This is a genomic window from Streptococcus halitosis (genome assembly GCF_003143695.2).
Classification (GTDB): domain Bacteria; phylum Bacillota; class Bacilli; order Lactobacillales; family Streptococcaceae; genus Streptococcus; species Streptococcus halitosis.
This window is the reverse complement of sequence record NZ_QEMY02000001.1, coordinates 1213720-1238026: the sequence shown is the minus strand read 5'-3', so window position 1 is coordinate 1238026 and position 24307 is coordinate 1213720. Positions and strand designations below refer to the sequence as shown.

25 protein-coding genes are annotated in these 24307 nt (G+C 39.1%); 21 read left to right on the top strand and 4 right to left on the bottom strand.

Features of this window, described 5'->3' with window-relative positions:
• Positions 1 to 9: 9 nt before the first annotated feature.
• The 4 genes from DB729_RS06135 (at position 10) to DB729_RS06120 (ending at position 3717) form a co-directional block, all read left to right on the top strand.
• Positions 10 to 702: a 5'-methylthioadenosine/adenosylhomocysteine nucleosidase gene (locus DB729_RS06135; protein ID WP_033584167.1), complete on the top strand. Its 693-nt coding sequence runs from the start codon at positions 10 to 12 to the stop codon at positions 700 to 702.
• Positions 703 to 778: 76 nt separating this feature from the next.
• Positions 779 to 1273 carry a chromosome segregation protein RocS gene (gene rocS / locus DB729_RS06130; RefSeq protein WP_000021249.1) on the top strand — a complete coding sequence of 165 codons (495 nt, stop codon included), beginning with the start codon at positions 779 to 781 and terminating at the stop codon, positions 1271 to 1273.
• Between the two features lie 81 nt (positions 1274 to 1354).
• On the top strand, positions 1355 to 1945 hold the full coding sequence (locus DB729_RS06125; protein WP_057489057.1) for a 3'-5' exonuclease: 591 nt from the start codon (positions 1355 to 1357) through the stop codon (positions 1943 to 1945).
• A gap of 8 nt (positions 1946 to 1953) precedes the next feature.
• Complete coding sequence (locus tag DB729_RS06120) at positions 1954 to 3717, top strand: glycerophosphoryl diester phosphodiesterase membrane domain-containing protein (protein ID WP_109289977.1); 1764 nt, start codon at positions 1954 to 1956, stop codon at positions 3715 to 3717.
• Between the two features lie 38 nt (positions 3718 to 3755).
• Here the strand turns inward: DB729_RS06120 and DB729_RS06115 are convergent, their stop codons facing one another.
• The gene (locus tag DB729_RS06115; protein WP_049550401.1) at positions 3756 to 4055 is read right to left on the bottom strand and encodes a YbaB/EbfC family nucleoid-associated protein; all 300 of its coding nucleotides are present in this window, start codon (positions 4053 to 4055) and stop codon (positions 3756 to 3758) included.
• A 439-nt stretch (positions 4056 to 4494) separates the two neighbouring features.
• On the opposite strand from DB729_RS06115, the gene DB729_RS06110 reads away from it, so the two are divergent.
• The 17 genes from DB729_RS06110 to lacG all read left to right on the top strand — a co-directional run bounded on the left by DB729_RS06110 (position 4495) and on the right by lacG (position 20003).
• Positions 4495 to 5202: an IspD/TarI family cytidylyltransferase gene (locus DB729_RS06110; RefSeq protein ID WP_109289978.1), complete on the top strand. Its 708-nt coding sequence runs from the start codon at positions 4495 to 4497 to the stop codon at positions 5200 to 5202.
• A 4-nt stretch (positions 5203 to 5206) separates the two neighbouring features.
• Positions 5207 to 6229: a ribitol-5-phosphate dehydrogenase gene (locus DB729_RS06105; protein WP_000609905.1), complete on the top strand. Its 1023-nt coding sequence runs from the start codon at positions 5207 to 5209 to the stop codon at positions 6227 to 6229.
• Positions 6230 to 6245: 16 nt separating this feature from the next.
• Positions 6246 to 7103, top strand: coding sequence for a phosphotransferase family protein (locus DB729_RS06100; RefSeq protein ID WP_000413083.1), 858 nt, complete (start codon positions 6246 to 6248; stop codon positions 7101 to 7103).
• 1 nt (position 7104) lies between these two features.
• Positions 7105 to 7983, top strand: coding sequence for a DMT family transporter (locus DB729_RS06095; protein WP_109289979.1), 879 nt, complete (start codon positions 7105 to 7107; stop codon positions 7981 to 7983).
• 11 nt (positions 7984 to 7994) lie between these two features.
• On the top strand, positions 7995 to 8684 hold the full coding sequence (locus tag DB729_RS06090; protein WP_000643950.1) for a sugar phosphate nucleotidyltransferase: 690 nt from the start codon (positions 7995 to 7997) through the stop codon (positions 8682 to 8684).
• 190 nt (positions 8685 to 8874) lie between these two features.
• A complete protein-coding gene (locus DB729_RS06085; protein ID WP_165442227.1) occupies positions 8875 to 9351 on the top strand; it encodes a PTS sugar transporter subunit IIA in 477 nt (158 codons plus the stop codon).
• A 37-nt stretch (positions 9352 to 9388) separates the two neighbouring features.
• Positions 9389 to 9694, top strand: a complete 306-nt coding sequence (locus tag DB729_RS06080) for a PTS sugar transporter subunit IIB (protein ID WP_000590551.1) — start codon at positions 9389 to 9391, stop codon at positions 9692 to 9694.
• 55 nt (positions 9695 to 9749) lie between these two features.
• Positions 9750 to 11225: a PTS galactitol transporter subunit IIC gene (locus DB729_RS06075; protein ID WP_000382525.1), complete on the top strand. Its 1476-nt coding sequence runs from the start codon at positions 9750 to 9752 to the stop codon at positions 11223 to 11225.
• Between the two features lie 102 nt (positions 11226 to 11327).
• Positions 11328 to 12224, top strand: a complete 897-nt coding sequence (locus DB729_RS06070; protein ID WP_109289981.1) for an aldose 1-epimerase family protein — start codon at positions 11328 to 11330, stop codon at positions 12222 to 12224.
• Positions 12225 to 12499: 275 nt separating this feature from the next.
• Positions 12500 to 12925, top strand: coding sequence for a galactose-6-phosphate isomerase subunit LacA (gene lacA, locus DB729_RS06065; RefSeq protein WP_084873018.1), 426 nt, complete (start codon positions 12500 to 12502; stop codon positions 12923 to 12925).
• Between the two features lie 30 nt (positions 12926 to 12955).
• Positions 12956 to 13471 carry a galactose-6-phosphate isomerase subunit LacB gene (gene lacB / locus DB729_RS06060; protein WP_001216921.1) on the top strand — a complete coding sequence of 172 codons (516 nt, stop codon included), beginning with the start codon at positions 12956 to 12958 and terminating at the stop codon, positions 13469 to 13471.
• Positions 13472 to 13481: 10 nt separating this feature from the next.
• Positions 13482 to 14411: a tagatose-6-phosphate kinase gene (locus tag DB729_RS06055; RefSeq protein ID WP_049501489.1), complete on the top strand. Its 930-nt coding sequence runs from the start codon at positions 13482 to 13484 to the stop codon at positions 14409 to 14411.
• 1 nt (position 14412) lies between these two features.
• Entirely contained in the window at positions 14413 to 15393 is a 981-nt protein-coding gene (gene lacD, locus DB729_RS06050) for a tagatose-bisphosphate aldolase (protein WP_109289982.1), read from the top strand.
• A 235-nt stretch (positions 15394 to 15628) separates the two neighbouring features.
• On the top strand, positions 15629 to 16465 hold the full coding sequence (locus tag DB729_RS06045) for a PRD domain-containing protein (RefSeq protein ID WP_109289983.1): 837 nt from the start codon (positions 15629 to 15631) through the stop codon (positions 16463 to 16465).
• 35 nt (positions 16466 to 16500) lie between these two features.
• Positions 16501 to 16818 carry a PTS lactose/cellobiose transporter subunit IIA gene (locus tag DB729_RS06040; RefSeq protein WP_109289984.1) on the top strand — a complete coding sequence of 106 codons (318 nt, stop codon included), beginning with the start codon at positions 16501 to 16503 and terminating at the stop codon, positions 16816 to 16818.
• Positions 16818 to 18512 (top strand): lactose-specific PTS transporter subunit EIIC, encoded by a 1695-nt coding sequence (locus DB729_RS06035; RefSeq protein ID WP_084918455.1) that lies wholly within the window; start codon positions 16818 to 16820, stop codon positions 18510 to 18512. Before DB729_RS06040 ends, DB729_RS06035 begins: the two co-directional genes overlap by 1 nt.
• 84 nt (positions 18513 to 18596) lie before the next feature.
• Positions 18597 to 20003, top strand: coding sequence for a 6-phospho-beta-galactosidase (gene lacG, locus DB729_RS06030; protein ID WP_109289985.1), 1407 nt, complete (start codon positions 18597 to 18599; stop codon positions 20001 to 20003).
• A gap of 39 nt (positions 20004 to 20042) precedes the next feature.
• Here the strand turns inward: lacG and DB729_RS06025 are convergent, their stop codons facing one another.
• From DB729_RS06025 to nrdE, 3 genes are all read right to left on the bottom strand, one after another.
• On the bottom strand, positions 20043 to 20810 hold the full coding sequence (locus DB729_RS06025; protein ID WP_109289986.1) for a DeoR/GlpR family DNA-binding transcription regulator: 768 nt from the start codon (positions 20808 to 20810) through the stop codon (positions 20043 to 20045).
• A 139-nt stretch (positions 20811 to 20949) separates the two neighbouring features.
• Positions 20950 to 21912 carry a class 1b ribonucleoside-diphosphate reductase subunit beta gene (gene nrdF, locus DB729_RS06020; RefSeq protein ID WP_000451372.1) on the bottom strand — a complete coding sequence of 321 codons (963 nt, stop codon included), beginning with the start codon at positions 21910 to 21912 and terminating at the stop codon, positions 20950 to 20952.
• A 194-nt stretch (positions 21913 to 22106) separates the two neighbouring features.
• Positions 22107 to 24266 (bottom strand): class 1b ribonucleoside-diphosphate reductase subunit alpha, encoded by a 2160-nt coding sequence (nrdE, locus tag DB729_RS06015; protein WP_109289987.1) that lies wholly within the window; start codon positions 24264 to 24266, stop codon positions 22107 to 22109.
• Positions 24267 to 24307: the final 41 nt, after the last annotated feature.

Genomic DNA, 24307 nt, shown 5'->3' with positions numbered 1-24307 from the left:
GGAAATAAAATGAAAATTGGAATCATTGCAGCAATGCCAGAAGAGCTCCTACACTTGACTCAGAATTTAGATCGAGCGCAAGAAGTCCAAGTCCTCGGAAATACTTACTACACTGGCACTGTTGGCAAGACAGAAGTTGTTCTGGTTCAGAGTGGGATTGGAAAGGTCATGTCAGCTATGAGTGTAGCGGTGTTAGCTGACCATTTCCAAGTGGATGCCGTTATCAATACAGGATCAGCAGGTGCAGTTGCAGAAGGGATTGCCGTTGGAGATGTAGTGATTGCGGATAAATTGGCTTACCATGATGTGGATGTAACTGCTTTTGGCTATGCTTATGGTCAGATGGCTGGTCAACCTCTTTACTTTGAATCCGATAAGAACTTTATCGCTAGGATTAAAGAGAATTTATCTCAATTAGAACAGACCTGGCACCTAGGATTGATTGCCACAGGGGATAGCTTTATAGCTGGAGATGATAAGATTGCTAGTATCAAATCCCACTTTCCGGATGTTTTAGCAGTTGAAATGGAAGGGGCAGCGATTGCACAGGCAGCTCAGGCTCTTGGCCTACCTTTCCTAGTCATTCGTGCCATGAGCGACAATGCCAATCACGAGGCTTCTATCTCTTTTGATGAGTTTATCATTGAAGCTGGACGTCGTTCTGCCCAAGTTTTACTGGCCTTTTTAAAGGTTATGGATTAAGCGGAAATTTGACAGTTTATCTAGCTTATGATAAGATTTAAGTAAAGAAAAGCTAGAAAACGTTTCAGAGGATATTATGAGTATTGAAATGACCGTCAGTGAGATTGCAGAGGTCCTAGGACTCTCTCGTCAAGCAATCAACAATCGTGTCAAAGAACTTCCAGAAGAGGACACGAAAAAAAATGACAAAGGTGTAACTGTAGTTACTCGAAGTGGCTTGATTAAGCTAGAAGAAATCTATAAAAAAACGATTTTTGAAGATGAACCAGTCAGTGATGATGTCAAACAACGCGAACTGATGGAAATCTTAGTCGATGAGAAAAATGCTGAAATTCTTCGTTTATATGAGCAGCTCAAGGCCAAAGACCAGCAGTTGGCAGAAAAAGATGAACAGATGCGTGTTAAAGATCGACAGATTGCTGAAAAGGACAAACAATTGGACCAACAGCAACAATTAACTCTTCAAGCTATGAAGGATCAAGAAAGTTTGAAACTAGAGTTGGACCAAGCAAAAGAAGAAGTTCAAGCTACCAAAAAAGGCTTTTTTGCTCGCTTATTTGGAGGAAAATAAAGAAGCTGTTTGGGTTATTCACTAACCTGATAGCTTCTTTTATTATTTATGGTTTAAATTGAGTCGGAACTGAGGTAAAAGATGGAAAAATTAAGAGATTACATTGCCTTTGATTTGGAGTTCAATCAATACGAAGGGGTTACCCATTTGATTCAAGTATCAGCAGTTCGCTTTCAAAATGGTCAAGAAATAGGTGCCTTTGATTCTTATGTTCATACTACAGCACCTTTGAAGAGTTTTATCAATGGCTTGACTGGAATCACAGCTGAAACCTTAAAAGATGCGCCAATGGTGGAGCAAGTTTTAAGGGATTTTCAGATTTTTGTTGGTAATTTACCTATGGTTGGATACAATGCGGCCAAAAGTGATCTGCCTATTCTCTTGGAGCACGGTATTGATTATCATGACCAGTATAAGGTTGATTTATATGATGAGGCTTTTGAACGGCGTAGTTCTGACTTACACGGCATAGCCAATCTTAAATTACAAACTGTTGCGAATTTTTTAGGTTTTCATGGGAAGTCTCATAATAGTTTAGAGGATGCCCGCATGACGGCGCGTGTTTACGAAGCATTTTTGGAATCGGATGAAGGAAAGCTATTATTAGAAGACCAGAGTAGTTTTTCTATGAATCCCTTTAATAGCTTAGACTTATCTCAATTTTTAGACTAGGAGTGCCTATGAAACCTGAAAAACCTAAAAAGCTAGGTTTTAGGAAGATTTACTATAACCTAGATAAGATTTTATTTCTATTTTTCTTGATTTTCATGATGGTAGAGTTTGTTTGGTTGCCATTGAATTCATGGATAGCTGGCATACTTCTAAGACAAACAGGTTACTTGTTTATCTCCTACAATAACTTTTGGGCGATTATACAAGGCTCGCCCTTTGTCAGTTTAGCCTTTCTCATTTTAATAGCAATCAATCTTTTAGTGGCTTATTTTCAAATCTGTCTTTTGTTTATCGGGGCGCGTCACCTTCTCTACCATGAAAAGAGAACCCTGATTGAATATAGTCGAAAAGTCTTTCACCAGAGCTTTCTATTTGTCAAACGATTGAGCTTTTGTAAGATGGCCTTTGTCTTCTTTTATGTAGCTCTACTTTTTCCTTTTATTAGGAAAATTTTAAAAATCTACTATCTCAATAAGATTATTATCCCTGATTTTATCGTTACATACCTAGAAGATAAGAACTGGCTGGTAGGGCTGTTGATCATAGCATCCGCTTGGATCTTTCTCTACATTTCTGTTCGTTTCATGTTTGCCCTTCCTAAGGTTCTCTTTGAAAGAAAGACAGTAAGAGAAAGTGTGAAATATAGTCTCCAAAAGACGAAGAAAAACGTCCTTTTCTTCTCTTGGCATCTCCTACTCATTATCATTAAAACCTATCTCTTCTTCTTTGTCTTGTTAATTCCCTTGCTCTTTGCTCAGGCGGTAATGGATAACTTTACTCAAAAAGAATCCTTGATTCTTGGTGTGATTAATTTTATCTTGATTAAAAACCTCCATTACATGACTCTGACTTATTTCCTAGTGAAGTTTGTTTCCTTCCTGACGGGAGAAGAGTTGGAGATCATGCCAAGGCGAAAAAAAGATCATCTGATGAGATGGGGTGTCATGGGGTGTGCAAGTATCTTTTTTGCTTTAGAAGGTTATATCTATCTGGAGTCTCCGGACACCAATACACCTTTAGTGATTTCACACAGAGGAGTAAGTAATAAAAATGGTGTTCAAAATACGGTACAGTCTTTAGAAAAGACAGCCCAACTAAAACCAGACCTCGTCGAGATGGATGTGCAAGAAACGAAAGACGGTCAGTTCGTGATGATGCACGACGCTAACCTTAAATCGCTAGCAAGAATTAATGCTGCACCGCAAGACTTAACTCTGGATGAATTAACAAATACAGATATTTACGAGAATGGTTATCAAACAAAGATTTCAAGTTTTGATGATTATTTAGAACGTGCAAATACATTAAACCAAAAATTGCTGATTGAGATTAAAACCAGTAAAAAAGATAGCCCACAAATGATGGACCATTTTCTCGAAAAGTATGGAGCTACTATCAAGAAATATGGTCACCAGATGCAGTCACTAGACTATCATGTGATTGATAAGGTCTTGGCTTATGATTCTGAAATTCCAGTGTACTTCATTCTGCCATATAATAGTGTGTTTCCGAGAACCAAGGCGACTGGTTATACCATGGAATATTCAACTTTGGATGAATACTTTGTCAATAAACTCTGGACAACTGATCAGAGACTCTATGTTTGGACAGTAAATGGTTCGGAGGCATTTGATAAAGCCGTTCGCCTCGGCGCAGATGGCATGATTACTGATGATCTTGAAATGGTCCAGTCACAAGTCACAATGGCTCAAGACGATCCGGAATATACGGAATTACTCTTAAAGAAAGCAATGGAATTCTTTGATTTCTAAGAAAAAAAGAGAAACATCTGTTTCTCTTTTTTTGTGGATTAGAAAGGCAATTTTCCAGCGAAAGCTCCTAGTTTCTTCTTAGTCGTTTCATCAATTTGTTCAAGAGCAGCGTTAACTGCTTGAACAGTCATATCTGAAAGTGTTTCGAGATCTTCTGGATCTACAACTGCTGGGTTGAAGTCAATGCTGACAACTTTTTTGTCTCCAGTCAAAGTTGCTTGGACAAGGTCCTGAGCTGATTTTCCAACAAATTCCATGGCAACGAGTTCTGCTTGGCTTTGTTCCATTTGTTTTTGAAGTTTTTGTGCTTGGCGCATCATGTTTTGCATGTTCATCATGGCGGTTTACAGTTTCCTTTTTCTATTATTTTCTTTTTTATTTTATCAATTTTAGGGGCAAAAGTCTATTATTTGTTTAATTCATGAGATATATAACCTTTTATAATGAGTCTCTCAAACAACTTTTAAGAAATTTACTATGCACACCTAGTATTCTTTGATAAACAAATAATTTCATTTAAGCTTTCTTTAAGGTTTCTATTATATCCTAAAGAACTCTATATTAACCGAACGTTGAGAGGAGAATATAGAGGATAACCTATTTTTATTTCTTAATTTGTTATGGTCTTTCCAAATTTAGTAAGGCATTGTTCACTTTTTGCCTTAAATGGTGTGTTGATTAGACTAAATGACACTCTGTCTTTTCTTCATGATGGAGACAGATTGTGATATAATAGATGGTAATGAGTTTTTTAGAATAAACTAAAGGAGAATATAAATGATCTATGCAGGAATCCTAGCCGGAGGAACTGGCACACGCATGGGAATCAGTAATTTACCAAAACAATTTTTGGAGTTGGGTGATCGACCTATTTTGATCCACACAATTGAAAAATTCGTCTTAGAACCAAGTATTGAAAAAATTGTAGTTGGAGTTCATGGAGATTGGGTGTCACACGCTGAGGACCTAGTTGACAAGTATCTTTCTCTCCACAAGGATCGCATCATCATTACCAAAGGTGGGGCTGATCGCAATACCAGTATCGAGAAGATTATTGAAGCTATTGATGCCTATCGTCCAATCACTCCAGAAGATATTGTGATTACCCACGACTCTGTTCGTCCATTTATCACACTTCGCATGATTCAGGACAATATAAAACTGGCTCAAAATCATGATGCGGTTGATACAGTAGTAGAAGCAGTTGATACCATTGTTGAAAGTAATAATGGTCAGTTTATCACTGATATTCCAAATCGTGCTCACCTCTATCAAGGTCAAACGCCTCAGACTTTCCGTTGCAAGGATTTCATGGATTTGTATGGTTCCCTATCTGATCAAGAAAAGGAAATCTTGACGGATGCATGTAAGATTTTTGTTATCAAAGGAAAAGACGTTGCACTAGCTAAAGGGGAATATTCAAATCTTAAAATCACAACTGTGACAGACCTGAAAATCGCGAAAAGTATGATTGAGAAAGACTAAGGCTATGATTAATCAAATTTATCAACTGACCAAACCAAAGTTTATCAATGTAAAATATCAAGAAGAGGACATTGATCAGGAGAATCATATCCTGATTCGTCCAAATTATATGGCGGTTTGTCATGCAGATCAACGTTACTATCAAGGGAAACGCGATCCAAAGATATTGGCTAAAAAGCTTCCTATGGCCATGATTCACGAGTCTTGTGGAACTGTTATCTCAGATCCAACTGGTACTTATGAAGTCGGTCAAAAGGTAGTTATGATTCCCAATCAACCGCCTATGCAGAGTGACAAGGAGTTCTACGAGAACTACATGACAGGGACCTACTTCCTATCTAGTGGTTATGATGGCTTTATGCGAGAATTTGTCTCTCTTCCAAAAGACCGAGTCGTTTCTTATAATGAGATCGAAGATACAGTTGCAGCCATTACTGAGTTTGTGAGTGTTGGAATGCATGCTATGGATCGATTCCTGCATCTCGCTCATAGCAAGCGAGAGCGCATCGCTGTCATCGGAGATGGTAGTTTGGCCTTTGTGGTTGCCAATATTATCAATTACACTCTACCAGAAGCAGAGATTATCGTTATTGGTCGCCATTGGGAAAAATTGGAGCTCTTCTCTTTTGCAAAAGAGTGCTACATCACGGATAATATCCCAGAGGATTTGACCTTTGATCATGGATTTGAGTGTTGCGGTGGTGATGGTACAGGACCAGCTATCAATGACCTGATTCGCTATATTCGTCCACAGGGAACGATTCTCATGATGGGAGTGAGTGAATACAAGATCAATATCAATACGCGAGATGCTTTGGAAAAAGGATTGTTATTAGTAGGCTCATCTCGTTCAGGACGCGTCGATTTTGAGAAGGCTATTCAAATGATGGAAGTCAAAAAGTTTGCGAATCGTCTGAAGAATATCCTTTATGTTGAAGAACCTGTGAGAGAAATCAAGGACATTCACCGTGTCTTTGCTACAGACCTAAATACTGCTTTCAAAACAGTATTTAAGTGGGAAGTGTAGAAGATGGAGGTTAATTGTGGAGAAACTCATCAAAGAAAAAATTTCTTCTTTACTATCTGATGAAGAGGAAGTACTCAGTGTTGAACAGCTGGGAGGCATGACCAATCAAAACTATTTGGTTAAAACAACCAACAAACAGTATATTGTGAAATTTTTTGGTAAAGGGACTGAAAAACTCATCAATCGTCAAAATGAAAAGTACAATCTTGAACTTTTAGAGGATTTAGATTTAGATGTCAAAAATTATCTCTTTGATATTGAGTCAGGGATTAAAGTAAATGAATACATCGAATCAGCAGTAACTCTTGATTCAACATCAATTAAGTCCAAGTTTGAAAAGATTGCACCAATTTTACAAACCATACACGCTTCAGGGAAAGAATTAAGAGGAGAATTTGCTCCTTTTGAGGAAATCAGCAAATATGAATCCTTGATTGAAGGACCTATCCCTTATGAAAACTATGAAGCTGTAAGAAAAGATGTATTTTCACTAGAAAAGAGATTGGCTGATTTGGGTGTTGATAGAAAGTCCTGTCACATCGATTTGGTACCAGAAAACTTTATCGAGTCACCACAAGGTCGTTTGTATTTGATTGACTGGGAATACTCTTCTATGAATGACCCGATGTGGGATTTGGCAGCTCTCTTTTTGGAGTCTGACTTTACAAATCAGGAAGAAGAAGATTTCCTTGCTTATTATGAGAGTGACAAAACTCCTGTATCACGTGAGAAGATTCGTATCTATAAAATCTTGCAAGATACTATATGGAGTTTGTGGACAGTGTACAAAGAAGCTCAAGGGGCTGATTTTGGAGATTACGGTGTCAATCGTTACCAAAGAGCTGTCGAAGGTTTGACTTATTATGGAGGTTAGGATGAAGAATAAAAATGGTGTTTCCTTTGGTCTGCTCTCTGGTATCTTCTGGGGATTAGGTCTAACAGTTAGTGCTTATATCTTTTCAATTTTTACAAATCTTTCACCTTTTGTGGTGGCTGCTGCTCATGATTTCTTGAGTATCTTTATCTTGTTAGCTTTTCTTTTGGTAAAAGAAAGAAAAGTTCGTCTTTCGATTTTCTTAAATATTCGAAATGTAAGTGTAATTATCGGGGCTTTACTAGCAGGACCAATAGGTATGCAGGCCAATCTTTATGCGGTTAAATATATCGGTAGTTCACTAGCTTCATCTGTATCAGCTATTTACCCAGCAGTTTCAGTTTTGCTAGCCTTCTTCATTTTGAAACACAAGGTTTCAAAGAATACAGTATTCGGTGTTTTCTTGATTATTGCAGCTATCATTGCTCAAACCTACAAGGTTGAACAAGTAAACTCGTTTTACATTGGGATTCTTTGTGCCCTTATCTGTGCCATTGCCTGGGGGAGTGAAAGTGTTCTCAGCTCCTATGCTATGGAAAGTGATTTAAGTGAAATTGAAGCCTTGTTAATTCGACAAGTAACCTCATTCTTGTCCTATCTAGTGATTGTGCTCTTTTCTCACCATTCATTTGCAGAAGTGGCAGATGGGCAATTATTCGGCCTCTTGATTGTCTTTGCGGCCTTTGATATGATTTCCTACTTAGCTTATTATATCGCTATTAATCGTTTGCAACCTGCGAAAGCGACAGGTTTGAATGTGAGCTATGTAGTTTGGACTGTCTTATTTGCAGCTATTTTCTTAGGTGCACCGCTAGATATGCTGACAATTATCACTTCACTTATTGTTATGGCTGGTGTTTATATTATTATTAAAGAATAAAGGAGATTCATGTGAAAGCGATTATTTTAGCAGCGGGATTAGGAACTCGTCTGCGCCCTATGACTGAAAATACCCCAAAAGCTTTGGTTAAGGTTAATCAAAAACCTTTGGTAGAATACCAAATCGAGTTTTTGAAAGAGAGAGGAATTGATGAGATTATCATCGTTGTCGGTTACCTCAAAGAACAATTTGACTACCTAAAAGAAAAATATGGTGTCCGTTTAGTCTTTAACGACAAGTATGCTGATTACAATAACTTTTACTCACTTTATCTAGTAAAAGAAGATTTGGCTAACAGCTACGTCATCGATGCAGATAACTATCTTTTCAAAAATATGTTTCGAAACGATCTTAAACGTTCTACCTATTTTAGCGTTTATCGTGAAGATTGTACGAACGAGTGGTTCTTGGTTTACGGTGATGACTACAAGGTTCAAGATATTATTGTTGACAGCAAAGCTGGTCGCATTCTGAGCGGAGTTTCATTCTGGGATGCACCAACTGCTGAGAAGATTGTTGGCTTTATTGACAAAGCTTACGAAAGTGGTGAATTTGTTGATCTCTACTGGGACAATATGGTTAAGGATAATATCAAAGAATTGGATGTCTATGTCGAAGAATTAGAAGGCAATAGCATTTATGAAATTGATAGTGTAAAAGATTACCATAAGTTAGAAGAGATTTTATCTACTATTGAGTAAGGAAAGAGAAGAAGGCTTGAGCCTTCTTTTTTTGTAGATTTTAAAACAGAAATGTTTGATATTGATTATATTCTTGAAACAAAACAAAAATTACAAAAAAATGAACAAAATGAAACAAAAAATATTGACAACGATTTCATATAGTGTTATACTTATACCATAAAAGATAATTGAAAGAAGGGAAAAGGTTATGGGATTAGATCATTTCTTTGACAAAAACCTGGTGTTTTGCTTAGAAGCGGATAATCAAGAACAACTTTTTAATCAGGTGGCAACCTTATTGGAAGAACGAGAAATCGTTACTCCAACTTATCGTGAAGCCTTGATCGCGCGTGAGAAGTCATTTCCAACTGGTTTAGATATGGAATTTTTGGGGAAAGATTTACCAAATGTGGCTATTCCTCATACAGATATTGTTCATAATCTAGCTGAGAAAGTAGTGGTTGTTCGATTAGAAAAACCAGTAACTTTTCACAACATGATTGCTCCTGATAGAGAGGTTGAAGTTTCACTGATCTTCTTTATCATTAACAACTCAAGTTCAAGTCAAACGAATATTCTGGCTCAGTTGATGGATTTCTTTACAGGGAAGGATCATCTAGAAGATTTATCAAAAATTTCTGAACCAGAAAAACTTTATGCTTATATTGCTGAAGCAACAGCTTAATCTTGTCTATTAAAATATAAAATCGGAGGAAATCCAAATGATTAAAATTCTTGCTGCCTGCGGTGCAGGTGTTAACTCAAGTCACCAAATTAAAAGTGCTCTAGAAGAAGAACTCTCAAATCGTGGTTATGACGTTCACTGTGATGCAGTCATGGTGAAAGATGTAAACGAAGACCTTATCAAGGGCTACGATATCTTTACTCCAATCGCTGCAACTGACCTTGGTTTTGAACCAGGAATTCCAGTAATTGAAGCTGGACCAATCTTGTTCCGTATTCCAGCGATGAGTGCTCCAGTATTTGACAATATTGAAGCAGCTATCAAAGAACATGGACTAAGCTAATTCATTCTTTATCTTGTTAACATTCATATAACTTAGAAAAACGGGAGGAACTATTATGGATGTCATTATCAATCTGGCCAACGATATCTTCAAACCTATCTTGGCTATGGGTGGCCCTATCATCATGCTGATCATTTTGACAGTATTGGCCCTACTTTTTGGAGTGAAATTCTCCAAAGCGCTTGAAGGTGGTATCAAACTTGCTATCGCCCTTACTGGTATCGGTGCTATTATCGGTATGCTCAACGGAGCTTTCTCAGCATCACTTGCAAAATTCGTTGAAAACACTGGTATTCAATTGAACATCACTGACGTTGGTTGGGCACCACTTGCTACCATCACTTGGGGTTCTGCCTGGACACTTTACTTCTTGCTTGTGATGTTGATTGTCAACGTTGTGATGCTTGCAATGAAGAAAACTGACACACTTGACGTTGATATCTTCGATATCTGGCACTTGTCAATCACTGGTCTTTTGATCAAATGGTACGCAGACAACAATGGAGTTAGCCAAGGGGTTTCACTTTTCATCGCAACTGCAGCAGTTGTCCTTGTAGGTATTTTGAAAATCATCAACTCTGACTTGATGAAACCAACATTCGACGACCTTCTTAACGCACCAAGTTCATCTCCAATGACTTCAACTCACATGAACTACATGATGAACCCAGTTATCATGGTTTTGGATAAGATTTTTGATAAAGTATTGCCTGGTCTTGATAAATACGACTTTGACGCTGCTAAATTGAACAAAAAAATCGGTTTCTGGGGATCTAAATTCTTCATCGGTTTCATCCTTGGTATCGTTATCGGTTTGATGGGAACTCCACATCCAGTTGCTGGAGTAGAAGAAGCAGCATCTTGGGAACTTGTTATTAAAGGTTGGTTGAGCCTTGGTTTGACAGCTGGTGTCTCCTTGGAGCTCTTCTCACTTATCGGATCTTGGTTCATTGCAGCCGTAGAACCACTTTCACAAGGTATTACAAACGTTGCTACTAAACGTCTCCAAGGACGTAAATTCAACATCGGTCTTGACTGGCCTTTCATCGCTGGTCGTGCTGAAATCTGGGCTTGTGCCAACGTACTTGCTCCAATCATGCTAGTAGAAGCTGTACTTCTTTCTAAAGTCGGAAATGGTATCTTGCCACTTGCAGGTATCATCGCAATGGGTGTAACTCCAGCTCTCTTGGTAGTTACTCGTGGTAAATTGCTCCGTATGATCATCTTTGGAACTCTCTTGTTGCCACTCTTCCTTCTTTCAGGTACACTTATTGCACCATTTGCAACTGAACTTGCTAAAGGTGTAGGTGCCTTCCCAGAAGGTGTGAGTCAAACTCAATTGATTACTCACTCAACTCTTGAAGGACCAATCGAAAAACTTCTTGGTTGGGCAATTGGTAATGCCACAACAGGTGATATCAAAGCAATCCTTGGTGCAGTAGTCTTCCTTGTATTCTATGTAGGTATCTTTGCTTGGTATAGAAAACAAATGATTAAACGTAACGAAGAATATGCAGCAAATGCTAAATAATTCGCTCCTATAAAATGTAAATTGTGAAAACTAGGTTGTCAGTTTCCTAATGGGGAGTGACAGCCTAGTTTTTTATAAACTATCAAGAAATCGGAGAAAATAATGGTAATTGAAATAAAATCAGAGCAATTGACGGTCCAATCTAAAACTTTTGGTGGTGCCTTGTCGTCAATCAAGGATCGAGATGGCGTTGAGTACTTGTGGCAAGGAGATGCCACCTATTGGAGTGGGCAAGCTCCAGTACTTTTTCCAATCTGTGGCTCTTTAAGAGAGGATACAGCCTTCTACAGTCACGCAGATGGACCTGAGACGAAAGGAACTATTCCTCGACATGGTTTGGTTCGCAAAAAAGAATTTGAATTAGTTGATCAAACAGAAAACAGCGTAACCTTTGCTATCGAAGATGATGAGAATACTTATCAGAACTATCCTTATCATTTCCGCCTTGAAATCACTTATAAGGTTACTGGCAAGACAGTTCGTACTCAATACAAGATTTTCAATAAAGAAACCAATAAAGTAATGCCATTCTTTATAGGAGGACATCCAGGATTTAATTGTCCTCTTCTAGATGGCGAAACTTATGAAGATTACTATTTAGAGTTTGAGAAAGAAGAGACTTGCTCTGTTCCGCGTTCATTCCCAGAAACAGGTATGTTGGATTTTCAGGATAGAAGTCCATGGTTGGATTCACAAAAGGAAGTGGATCTCAGTTACGATTTGTTTCGTGTTGATGCAGTGACTTTGGATGAGTTGCAATCCAGAACAATCGCCCTTCGTTCTCGTAAGCATGAGAAGGGATTAAAAGTACACTTCCAAGAGTTCTCAAATCTCATCATTTGGTCAACTTTGAATAAGGGACCTTTCATCGCTTTTGAACCCTGGTCAGGCTTATCAACTTCACTTGAAGAAGGAAATCATTTAGAAGATAAGAAGAATGTTCGTCTCTTAGAACCAGGTCAAGTTGATCAGATTGGTTTTGATATTGAAATATTTTAGATAAAAAACCACAAAAACAAACATTTACTGTTGACTTTTTCTATAAATAGGAGTATATTATGTTTGTAAACAACAAATGGTGTTTGTAACAAACAAATAATCACTTGTTATGTTCTCTTTGACGGAGAAAGTTTGTTTCCAGGAGATTGATTTCCTGGACTTGGATAAGGTGTTATTCATCTCATTCAATAAAATTTGTCACTAAACTGCTAGAAAGTCTTTTATAGGTTATAAAAGTCTTTACTAGCCTAGAAAAGTAAAAAGGAGTAAACAATATGTCTATTGTTATCGGTGCAGATGCTGCAGGTTTGAGATTGAAAGAGGTTGTGAAAGACTTCTTGGAAAAAGAAAACTTCCACGTTGTGGATGTTACAGCTGAAGGTCAAGACTTTGTTGATGTGACTCTTGCTGTTGCTACAGAAGTAAACAAAGAAGAACAAAATCTTGGTATCGTGATTGATGCTTATGGTGCTGGTCCATTCATGGTCGCAACTAAAATCAAAGGAATGGTTGCTGCAGAAGTTTCAGATGAACGTTCAGCATATATGACTCGTGGACACAACAACTCACGTATGATCACTATGGGTGCAGAAATCGTTGGTGATGAATTGGCTAAAAATATTGCTAAAGGCTTTGTTAACGGTAAATACGACGGTGGCCGTCACCAAATTCGTGTTGATATGTTGAACAAAATGTGCTAATTAGATTACAGTAAGAAAGGTAAGTTAAAAATGAGAATTGCAATTGGATGTGACCACATCGTAACAGATGAAAAAATGGCGGTTTCAGAATTTTTGAAATCAAAAGGATATGAAGTCATCGACTTTGGTACCTATGACCACACACGTACTCACTACCCAATCTTTGGTAAAAAAGTTGGTGAAGCCGTTACAAGCGGTCAAGCTGATCTTGGGGTATGTATCTGTGGTACTGGTGTTGGTATCAACAACGCTGTAAATAAAGTTCCAGGAGTTCGTTCTGCCTTGGTTCGTGATATGACAACAGCTCTTTATGCAAAAGAACAATTGAACGCTAACGTTATCGGTTTTGGTGGTAAAATCACTGGTGAATTGCTTATGTGCGATATCATTGAAGCTTTCATCAATGCTGAATACAAACCATCAGAAGAAAACAAAAAATTGATTGCGAAAATTGAGCACGTTGAAACTCACAATGCTCATCAAGCAGATGCAAACTTCTTTACAGAATTTCTTGAAAAATGGGATCGCGGTGAATACCACGACTAAGAGGTGACGCATGATTTTAACAGTCACAATGAATCCATCCATTGATATTTCTTATCCTTTGGATGAATTGAAAATTGACACTGTCAACCGTGTGGTGGACGTGACCAAGACAGCTGGTGGTAAAGGGCTCAATGTTACACGAGTTCTTTCAGAATTTGGTGATTCTGTTGTTGCTACTGGTTTGGTCGGTGGTAAACTTGGTGAGTTTTTAGTAGAGCATATCGATGATAAAGTAACGAAACGTTTCTTCTCCATTCAAGGAGAGACTCGTAACTGTATCGCTATTCTACACGGAGACAATCAAACAGAAATCCTTGAAAAAGGTCCCGAAGTTCTTGAACAAGAAGGGCAAGATTTCTTGGCTCATTTCGAAAATCTTCTTGACACTGTGGAAGTAGTTGCTATCTCTGGTAGTCTGCCAGCAGGTCTTCCAGTTGACTACTATGCAAGCTTAGTAGAACTTGCTAATCAAGCAGGCAAACCAGTTGTTCTAGACTGTTCAGGTGCAGCTCTTCAGGCTGTCCTTGAATCACCACACAAACCAACAGTTATTAAACCAAATAACGAAGAATTGTCTCAGCTTCTTGGGAAAGAAGTTTCTGAGGATTTGGATGAATTAAAAGAAGTTCTTCAAGAGCCTTTATTTGCAGGGATTGAGTGGATTATCGTTTCACTTGGTGCAAATGGTGCTTTTGCAAAACATGGTGATACTTTCTACAAGGTAGATATTCCGAGAATTCAAGTAGTTAATCCTGTCGGATCTGGAGATTCTACTGTTGCAGGTATTTCATCAGGACTTCTTCATAAGGAATCGGATGCAGAACTCCTCATCAAGGCTAATGTTCTTGGTATGCTCAACGCTCAAGAAAAGATGACAGGTCATGTCAATATGGCCAACTATCAGGCTCTATATGATCAATTAATAGTAAAAGAGGTATAAAATGGTTTTAACAGAACAAAAACGTGCACGCTTAGAAAAACTTTCAGATGAAAATGGAATCATTTCAGCTCTTGCCTTTGACCAACGTGGTGCTTTGAAACGCCTCATGGCTCAATACCAAACAGAAGAGCCAACAGTTGCTCAAATGGAAGAACTCAAAGTCTTGGTTGCAGATGAATTGACAAAATACGCATCCTCTATGCTCCTTGACCCTGAGTATGGACTTCCGGCTACAAAAGCGCTTGATGCCAATGCTGGACTTCTCCTTGCTTATGAGAAAACTGGTTACGACACAACTAGCACTAAACGCTTGCCAGACTGCTTGGATGTTTGGTCTGCCAAACGTATCAAAGAACAAGGCGCAGATGCTGTCAAATTCTTGCTTTACTACGATGTAGACAGCTCTGACGAACTCAACCAAGAAAAACAAGCCTACATCGAACGTATCGGTTCTGAGTGTGTGGCGGAAGACATTCCATTCTTCCTTGAAATCTTGGCTTACGATGAAAAGATTGCGGATGCAGGTTCTGCAGAATACGCTAAAGTAAAACCACACAAGGTTATCGGTGCTATGAAGGTCTTCTCAGACCCACGCTTCAACATCGATGTCTTGAAAGTAGAAGTTCCAGTCAACGTCAAATACGTTGAAGGCTTTGGTGATGGTGAAATCGTCCATACTCGCGAAGAAGCAGCAGCCTTCTTCAAAGCGCAAGACGAAGCAACAAATCTTCCATACATCTACTTGAGTGCAGGTGTATCAGCTAAACTCTTCCAAGAAACACTTGTCTTTGCCCACGAATCAGGTGCAAACTTCAACGGCGTTCTTTGCGGCCGTGCAACCTGGGCTGGATCGGTTGAAGCTTACATCAAAGACGGTGAAGCAGCAGCTCGTGAATGGCTACGTACAACAGGTTTTGAGAACATTGACGAACTCAACAAGGTTCTTCAAACAACAGCGACTTCATGGACTGAACGTGTATAAGTTTTCCCCTAATCTTAGGAACATCGATCTAAATAAAAATTTTTAAAAAAGTTGAATGTAAAGGTTTACAAAAAAAATTACTTGTGCTATACTTAAATCACAAGTTAATACAAGGTGAGTGTTACTAAGTAATATTAGGCATGATCACAGGTGGATTAGAAATCAAAGGATTTTCTAGTTCATTTGTGGTCATTTTTTTTACTCATATACCTTTAAGAGATAAAAGGAGGTTGCCATGTATCGAATTCTAAACCCAATGAATCATAACGTCTCGCTTGTCAGAAATGACAAAGGAGAAGAAGTGATTGTGATTGGTAAGGGGATTGCATTTGGAAAAAAGAAGGGGGATTTGATTGCTGAAGATCAAGTTGAGAAAATCTTTCGAATGAAGACCGAAGAGTCAAGAGAAAACTTTATGGCTCTCCTCAAAGATGTTCCGCTTGATTTTATCACAGTGACTTATGAGATCATTGACAAGCTATCAAAGAAATATCATTATCCGATTCAAGAGTATCTCTACGTAACCTTGACAGATCATATTTACTGTTCCTATCAAGCTCTAGCACAAGGAAGGTACAAGGATAGTAATCTGCCAGATATTTCTGCCAAGTATCCTGTCGCTTTTCAAATCGCAAATGAAGCCTTTGAAATCTATCGTCAGAAGTTGACAGATCATTTCCCTGAGGATGAAATTATTCGGATCGCTTATCATTTCATCAATGCCGAAGGGGAGCATGAAGTTCAAGTGGTTGAGTCGATTGATAAGAGGAAAGAAATTCTCAGGAATGTTGAAGAAGTGCTAAAGGGTTATGCAATTCAACGAACCAAAGAGAATAATCATTTCTATGATCGTTTTATGATTCATTTGAATTATTTCTTGGATTATTTAGACAGATCTAGAGATGATAACCAATCACTTCTGGATATGGAAGATCATATTAAACAATCCTATCCAAAAGCGTTCGAGATTGGTTCCAAGATCTATGATGTGATTACGCAACATACGGGTCTTGATTTGTATAAAAGTGAACGAGTTTATCTAGTTCTACATATCCAACGTTTATTGTCATAAAAATTTAATTAAAAATACATAAGGAGAATTCTATCATGAATAGAGAAGAAGTAACATTATTAGGTTTTGAAATCGTAGCCTATGCTGGCGATGCTCGTTCAAAACTATTGGAAGCCTTGAAGGCCGCTGAAGCTGGTGATTTTGAAAAAGCGGATAGCTTAGTAGAGGAAGCTGGTGGTTGCATCGCTGAGGCACACCACGCGCAAACAAACCTTTTGACTAAGGAGGCAGCTGGTGAAGATTTGGCCTATAGTGTAACCATGATGCACGGTCAAGACCACTTGATGACTACCATTTTGTTAAAAGATTTGATGCACCATTTAATCGAACTCTACAAGAGAGGAGTTAAGTAATGAACAAACTAATTTCATTTATCGAGAAAGGGAAGCCTTTCTTTGAAAAACTGTCTCGTAATATCTACCTTCGCGCTATTCGTGATGGCTTCATTGCAGGGATGCCAGTCATTCTCTTCTCAAGTATCTTTATCTTGATTGCCTTTGTTCCTAACTCATGGGGCTTTAAATGGTCTGATGATGTTGTTAATCTCCTCATGAAACCGTATAGCTATTCAATGGGGATTCTAGCTCTCTTGGTAGCTGGTACAACAGCTAAATCTTTGACGGACTCAGTTAACCGTAGCATGGAGAAAACTAACCAAATCAACTATATGTCAACACTTTTGGCTGCGATTGTTGGTTTGTTAATGTTAGCAGCTGATCCGATTGAAGGTGGCTTTGCGACAGGTTTCCTTGGGACAAAAGGTTTGCTTTCAGCCTTTCTTGCTGCCTTTGTTACTGTAGCCATCTATAAGGTTTGTGTTAAGAACAACGTCACTATTCGTATGCCTGACGAAGTTCCACCAAATATCTCACAAGTCTTTAAAGATGTGATTCCATTCACTCTATCAGTGGTTTCTCTTTATGCTCTTGATTTACTAGCTCGCCAGTTTGTTGGAGCCAGCGTTGCAGAATCAATCGGTAAATTCTTTGCACCATTATTCTCTGCTGCTGATGGTTATCTAGGTATTACCATTATCTTTGGGGCCTTTGCCTTCTTCTGGTTTGTAGGTATCCACGGTCCTTCCATCGTCGAACCTGCAATCGCAGCTATTACCTATGCAAATGCTGAAGTCAACTTGAACCTTCTCCAACAAGGGATGCATGCAGACAAGATCCTTACTTCTGGTACACAAATGTTTATTGTTACCATGGGTGGTACAGGTGCGACACTGGTTGTTCCATTCATGTTCATGTGGTTGACCAAATCGAAACGAAACCGTGCAATCGGACGTGCTTCAGTAGTTCCAACTTTCTTTGGTGTAAATGAACCAATCTTGTTTGGTGCACCACTTGTCTTGAACCCGATTTTCTTTATTCCATTTATCTTTGCGCCAATTGCCAACGTATGGATCTTTAAATTCTTTATTGAAACGCTTGGCATGAACTCATTTACTGCCAACCTTCCTTGGACAACACCAGGTCCGCTCGGTATTGTTCTCGGTACAAACTTCCAATTCTTGTCATTTGTACTTGCTGCTTTGTTAATCCTTGTTGACGTAGCCATTTACTATCCATTCCTCAAGGTTTATGATGAACAAATCCTTGAAGAAGAGCGATCAGGTAAAGCCAATGATGAATTGAAAGAAAAAGTAGCAGCAAACTTCAATACTGCCAAAGCAGATGCTATTCTTGAAAAAGCAGGTGTAGAAACAGCGCAAAACACAATCACAGAAGAAACAAATGTTCTCGTTCTCTGTGCAGGAGGAGGTACAAGTGGTCTCCTTGCAAATGCTCTAAACAAGGCAGCTGCAGAGTACAAAGTTCCTGTTAAAGCAGCAGCTGGTGGCTATGGTGCTCACCGTGAAATGTTGCCTGAGTTTGATCTAGTTATCCTTGCTCCTCAAGTTGCTTCAAACTTTGAAGACATGAAGGCCGAAACCGACAAACTTGGTATCAAACTTGCCAAGACAGAAGGTGGTCAATACATTAAACTGACTCGCGATGGAAAAGGCGCTCTTGCCTTTGTTCAAGCGCAGTTCGAAGAATAAAAGGTAAAGAGCAAAGAAGTGAGATGGAGGAATTCCTCCCAACTCTATCTCCATCTCATTTCTATTTCTTGAAAGGTGAATCAAATGACAAAAACACTTCCAAAAGACTTTATTTTTGGCGGGGCAACAGCAGCCTATCAAGCAGAAGGTGCGACCAATACCGATGGTAAAGGACCAGTTGCCTGGGACAAATACCTCAAAGATAACTACTGGTACACTGCTGAACCAGCCAGTGATTTCTACCACAAATACCCAGTTGACCTCAAACTAGCAGAAGAGTATGGTGTCAATGGTATCCGTATTTCAATCGCTTGGTCACGTATCTTTCCAACTGGTTATGGGAAGGTTAATGACAAGGGGGTTGAGTTCTATCATAATCTATTTGCAGAGTGCCACAAACGTCATGTTGAGCCCTTTGTAACTCTTCATCACTTTGATACACCAGAAGCACTTCATTCAAATGGAGATTTCCTGAACAGAGAAAACATTGAACACTTTGTAGACTACGCGGCTTTCTGTTTTGAAGAATTCCCAGAAGTAAACTATTGGACAACCTTTAATGAAATTGGGCCGATAGGAGATGGTCAGTATTTGGTCGGGAAATTCCCTCCAGGTATTCAGTACGACCTTGCCAAAGTTTTCCAATCGCACCACAATATGATGGTGTCTCATGCGCGTGCAGTCAAGCTATATAAAGATAAAGGTTATAAAGGTGAAATTGGTGTGGTTCATGCCCTGCCTACTAAATATCCTCTAGATCCTGAAAATCAAGCAGATGTTCGCGCTGCTGAGTTAGAAGATATTATTCACAATAAATTTATCTTGGATGCAACTTATCTAGGACGATATTCTGAAGAAACGATGGAAGGTGTCAACCATATCTTAGCAGTCAATGGTGGGAGCTTAGATTTGCGTGAAGAAGACTTCGCAGTCCTAAAATCTGCAAAAAACTTGAACGACTTCCTTGGAATCAATTACTATATGAGTGATTGGATGCAAGCCTTTGATGGCGAAACAGAAATCATTCATAACGGTAAGGGTGAAAAAGGAAGCTCTAAGTATCAGATTAAGGGAGTTGGACGTCGAGTAGCGCCTGACTATGTCCCACGTACGGACTGGGATTGGATTATCCATCCTCAAGGTTTGTATGATCAAATCATGCGCGTGAAACAAGATTACCCAAATTACAAAAAAATCTACATCACAGAGAATGGTCTCGGATACAAAGACGACTTTGTGAATGGGACAGTCTACGATGATGGGCGGATTGATTATGTTAAGAAACATATGGAAGTGATTGCAGATGCAATCACTGATGGAGCCAATGTCAAAGGCTATTTTATCTGGTCGCTAATGGATGTCTTTTCTTGGTCAAATGGCTATGAAAAGCGTTACGGTCTCTTCTATGTTGATTTTGAAACTCAGGAGCGCTATCCAAAGAAATCGGCTCACTGGTACAAGAAACTAGCTGAGACACAACTTATTGATTAAAATTCAACAAAAATTCCCCGCCAAAAGGCAGGGGAATTTTTATGATTTTGATAAAAGAATGGTTGTTTGTTTTGACAGCTCTTCAAATGTCTCCTGACTCAGTTTGGAATCTGAAACGATGGTATCAATCTCTGAGATATTGTAGAACGTGTAAAAATCAAACTTATTAAACTTACTGTGGTCTGCCAGTAAGTATTTTTTATTGGCATTGTTCAAGGCGATTCGATGTACCTCGCCCTCTTCCTCGCTGAAAGTAGCAATTGCCTTATCCTTAATACCATTACAGCTTACAAAAGCTTTAGAAAACTGAAGATTGGTCAAATCCTGTAAGGTAAGTGTCCCTACAAAAGCACCAGTGATAGAACGATAATTTCCACCAATCAAGATCAAATCTGTTAGTTTTCGTTCGTTTAGGATGAGAAAGACTGGAAGACTGTTTGTTACAACACGAATATTATCAATTGGGAGCTCACGAGCAAAACATTCTAAGGTTGTTCCTGGCCCGATAAAAATGGTTTCACCTTCGTCAATCAAATGACCAGCAAAACGGCTAATTTCTTGTTTTTCAGCAATCTGCAAGCCTTGTTTTTCAACATTTGAGCGTTCGTTGTTTAAGAGAGAACCTGTACGAAGTTTTTCAGCGCCACCGTGCACACGAACCAGCAAATCCTTGTCTGCCAATTCTTGTAAGTAGCGGCGAGCTGTCATATCTGACACATCAAGACTCTCCATAATCTCTTTTACAGTAATAGTGCCTTTTGTGTTTACTGCTTCTAGAATACTATCTAGTTTTTCTTGCTTTAGCATCCTTATCACCTCGATTTCTACTATTATTATCTTACCATAAAACGCTCAATCAATCAAATAGAAAAAAACAAAAGAAAACAAAAACAAAAATATCATGGTTATTTTAAACAAACCATGATATTTTGAATGATTGGTCAAATTAGTCCAAACCGTAGTTGTAATCCTCGTCTTGCATGGCTTCAACTTCACCAAGGAGGTATCCATTTCCGACTTGAGAGAAGAAGTCGTGGTTAGAAGTTCCTGTTGAGATTCCGTTCATGACGATAGGATTGACATCATCAGCTGAATCTGGGAAGAGCGGATCTTGTCCTAGGTTCATAAGCGCCTTATTGGCATTGTAACGAAGGAAGGTTTTAACTTCCTCAGTCCAGCCAACACCGTCATAGAGGCTTTCTGTATAGCCCTCTTCGTTCTCGTAGAGAGTGTAGAGCAGGTCGTACATCCATTCTTTGAGCTTTTCTTGCTCTTCTTCAGGTAATTCATTGAAACCAAGTTGGAATTTGTAACCAATGTAGGTTCCGTGAACAGACTCATCACGAATGATCAGTTTGATGATTTCCGCAACATTAGCCAGTTTGTTGTTACCAAGATAGTAAAGCGGTGTAAAGAAACCAGAGTAGAAGAGGAAGGTTTCAAGGAAAACGCTGGCAACTTTCTTTTCTAGAGGGCTACCATTGAGGTAGATCTCATTGATAATTTCCGCTTTTCTTTGTAGGTAGGGGTTAGTGTTGGTCCATTCAAAAATTTCTTCAATCTCAGCCTTGGTATTCAAGGTAGAGAAGATAGAAGAATAAGATTTTGCATGGACAGATTCCATAAACTGGATGTTGTTGAAAACAGCTTCCTCATGCGGCGTACGGATGTCTGCGCGAAGCGCTTGAACCCCTGTTTCAGATTGCATGGTATCCAAAAGGGTCAAACCACCAAAGACTTTTCCAACCAAGTCTTTTTCTTTGTTTGATAGTTTTCTCCAGTCGTCTAGGTCATTTGACAAGGGGATACGCGTATCGAGCCAGAATTGCTCTGTCAGCTTTTCCCAAGTTGATTTGTCGATGACATCTTCGATGGCATTCCAGTTAATGGCTTTGTAGTAAGTTTCCATTTGAAATCTCTTTCTGTATGTAATAATGCGATTGTCGAATCATCTCTATTTTATCATAGTCTGAGAAGAGTATCGCACAAAAAGTCGGAAGCCCGACTTTTTAGTTTTTCATGGTATTTAAGATACTTATCAAGTTTTGTCTGGCGGGTAACTTAATCAGTAGTCTGAGAAAATGTAGTTTCCTCAAGCAAAAATTAAATCACACAGCTTTCACATTGGTTAGCACCAACTTCCCCACCGTCGTCTGTAAAGGTACGGACGTAGTAGATAGACTTGATACCCTTGTTAAAGGCATAGTTACGAAGGATAGACAAGTCACGTGTCGTTTGTTTGTTTTCTTTCTTCCATTCGTAAAGACCTTTTGGAATGTCACTACGCATGAAGAGAGTGAGTGAAAGTCCTTGGTCCACGTGTTCAGTTGCAGCCGCGTAAACATCAATCACCTTACGCATATCCATGTCGTAGGCAGAAGTGTAGTAAGGAATCGTATCTGTTGACAAGCCTGCAGCTGGATAGTAGATTTTACCGATTTTCTTCTCTTGACGTTCTTCGATACGTTGCGTAATCGGGTGGATAGAAGCAGAAACATCGTTGATGTAGCTGATAGAACCATTTGGAGCAACAGCTAGACGGTTTTGGTGATAAAGACCATCTGCTTGAACCTTTTTGCGAAGTTCAGCCCAGTCAGCAGCGCTTGGAATAAAGACATCTTTAAAGAGTTCTTTAACACGATCTGATTTTGGAACAAACTCGCCTGTCACATACTTGTCAAAGTAGCTTCCGTTAGCATAGTCTGATTTTTCAAAGTTGTGGAAGGTGATACCGCGTTCACGCGCGATGTTATTAGATTCTACCAAGGTCCAGTAGTTCATAAGCATAAAGTAGATGCTAGTGAATTCAACAGACTCAGCTGATCCATATTCGATGAGTTGTTGGGCAAGGTAACTATGAAGCCCCATGGCACCAAGACCAAAGGTGTGAGCCAAACTGTTTCCGTGGTCGATAGTAGGAACAGCTACGATGTGTGAACTATCTGTAACGAAAGTTAAAGCACGAACCATCGCACGGATAGAACGACCAAAGTCAGGTGACGTCATCATGTTGACCACGTTGGTTGAACCAAGGTTACATGAAACGTCCGTTCCCATTTGAAGGAATTCTTGAGCATCGTTGATCAAGCTTGGTTCTTGAACTTGAAGAATCTCAGAACACAAGTTACTCATGATAATCTTTCCATCAACAGGATTCGCACGGTTAGCCGTATCAATATTGACTACATATGGATAGCCAGATTCTTGTTGCAATTTAGAAATTTCAGTTTCCAAATCACGAGCTTTGATTTTTGTCTTGCGGATATTTGGATTTGCGACCAATTCATCGTATTTTTCAGTGATGTCGATGTAGTTGAATGGCACACCATACTCAAGCTCTACGGAGTAAGGGCTGAAGAGGTACATTTCTTCATTTTTACGAGCCAATTCGTAGAATTTATCGGGTACTACAACACCAAGTGAAAGAGTCTTTACACGAACTTTTTCATCGGCATTTTCTTTCTTAGTTGAAAGGAAAGCGATGATATCTGGGTGAAAGACGTTGAGGTAGACAACACCAGCACCTTGACGTTGACCAAGTTGGTTTGAGTAGGAGAAACTGTCTTCGAAGAGTTTCATAACTGGAACGACACCAGAAGCTGCTCCTTCATAACCTTTGATAGGTGCGCCAGCTTCACGAAGGTTGCTTAGAGTAATACCTACACCACCACCGATACGTGAAAGTTGAAGAGCTGAGTTGATGGAACGTCCGATAGAGTTCATATCATCAGTTACTTGAATCAAGAAACAAGATACCAACTCCCCACGACGAGCACGGCCTGCGTTCAAGAAGGAAGGAGTAGCTGGTTGGTAGCGTTGGTGGATGATTTCATTGGCAATATCAGTCGCAATCGCTTCATCCCCGTCAGCAAAATAAAGTGCGTTAAAGAAGACGCGGTCTTCCATGCTTTCAAGATAGTATTCCCCGTCGTTAGTCTTCAAGGCGTACTGGTTGTAAAATTTATAGGCAGCCATGAATGATTTGAATTGGAAGTTTTGGTCCTTGATAAATTGATGCAATTCTTCCAAAAACTCTGGACGGTATTTCTTGAGAAATGCAGTTTCGATATAGTTGTGTTCAATAAGGTAGTTGATTTTATCAGTAATTGAATCAAAAACCATAGTGTTTGGAACTACATTTTCTTTAAAAAAAGCATCCAAGGCTTCTTTATCTTTATGAAGCATGATTTGTCCATTGACAGGACGGTTGATTTCGTTATTGAGACGGAAGTAGGTCACGTCTTCAAGATGTTTTAATCCCATAAAATTTCCCTTATCTAATTACAAAAGAAAGGCCTCTAAGT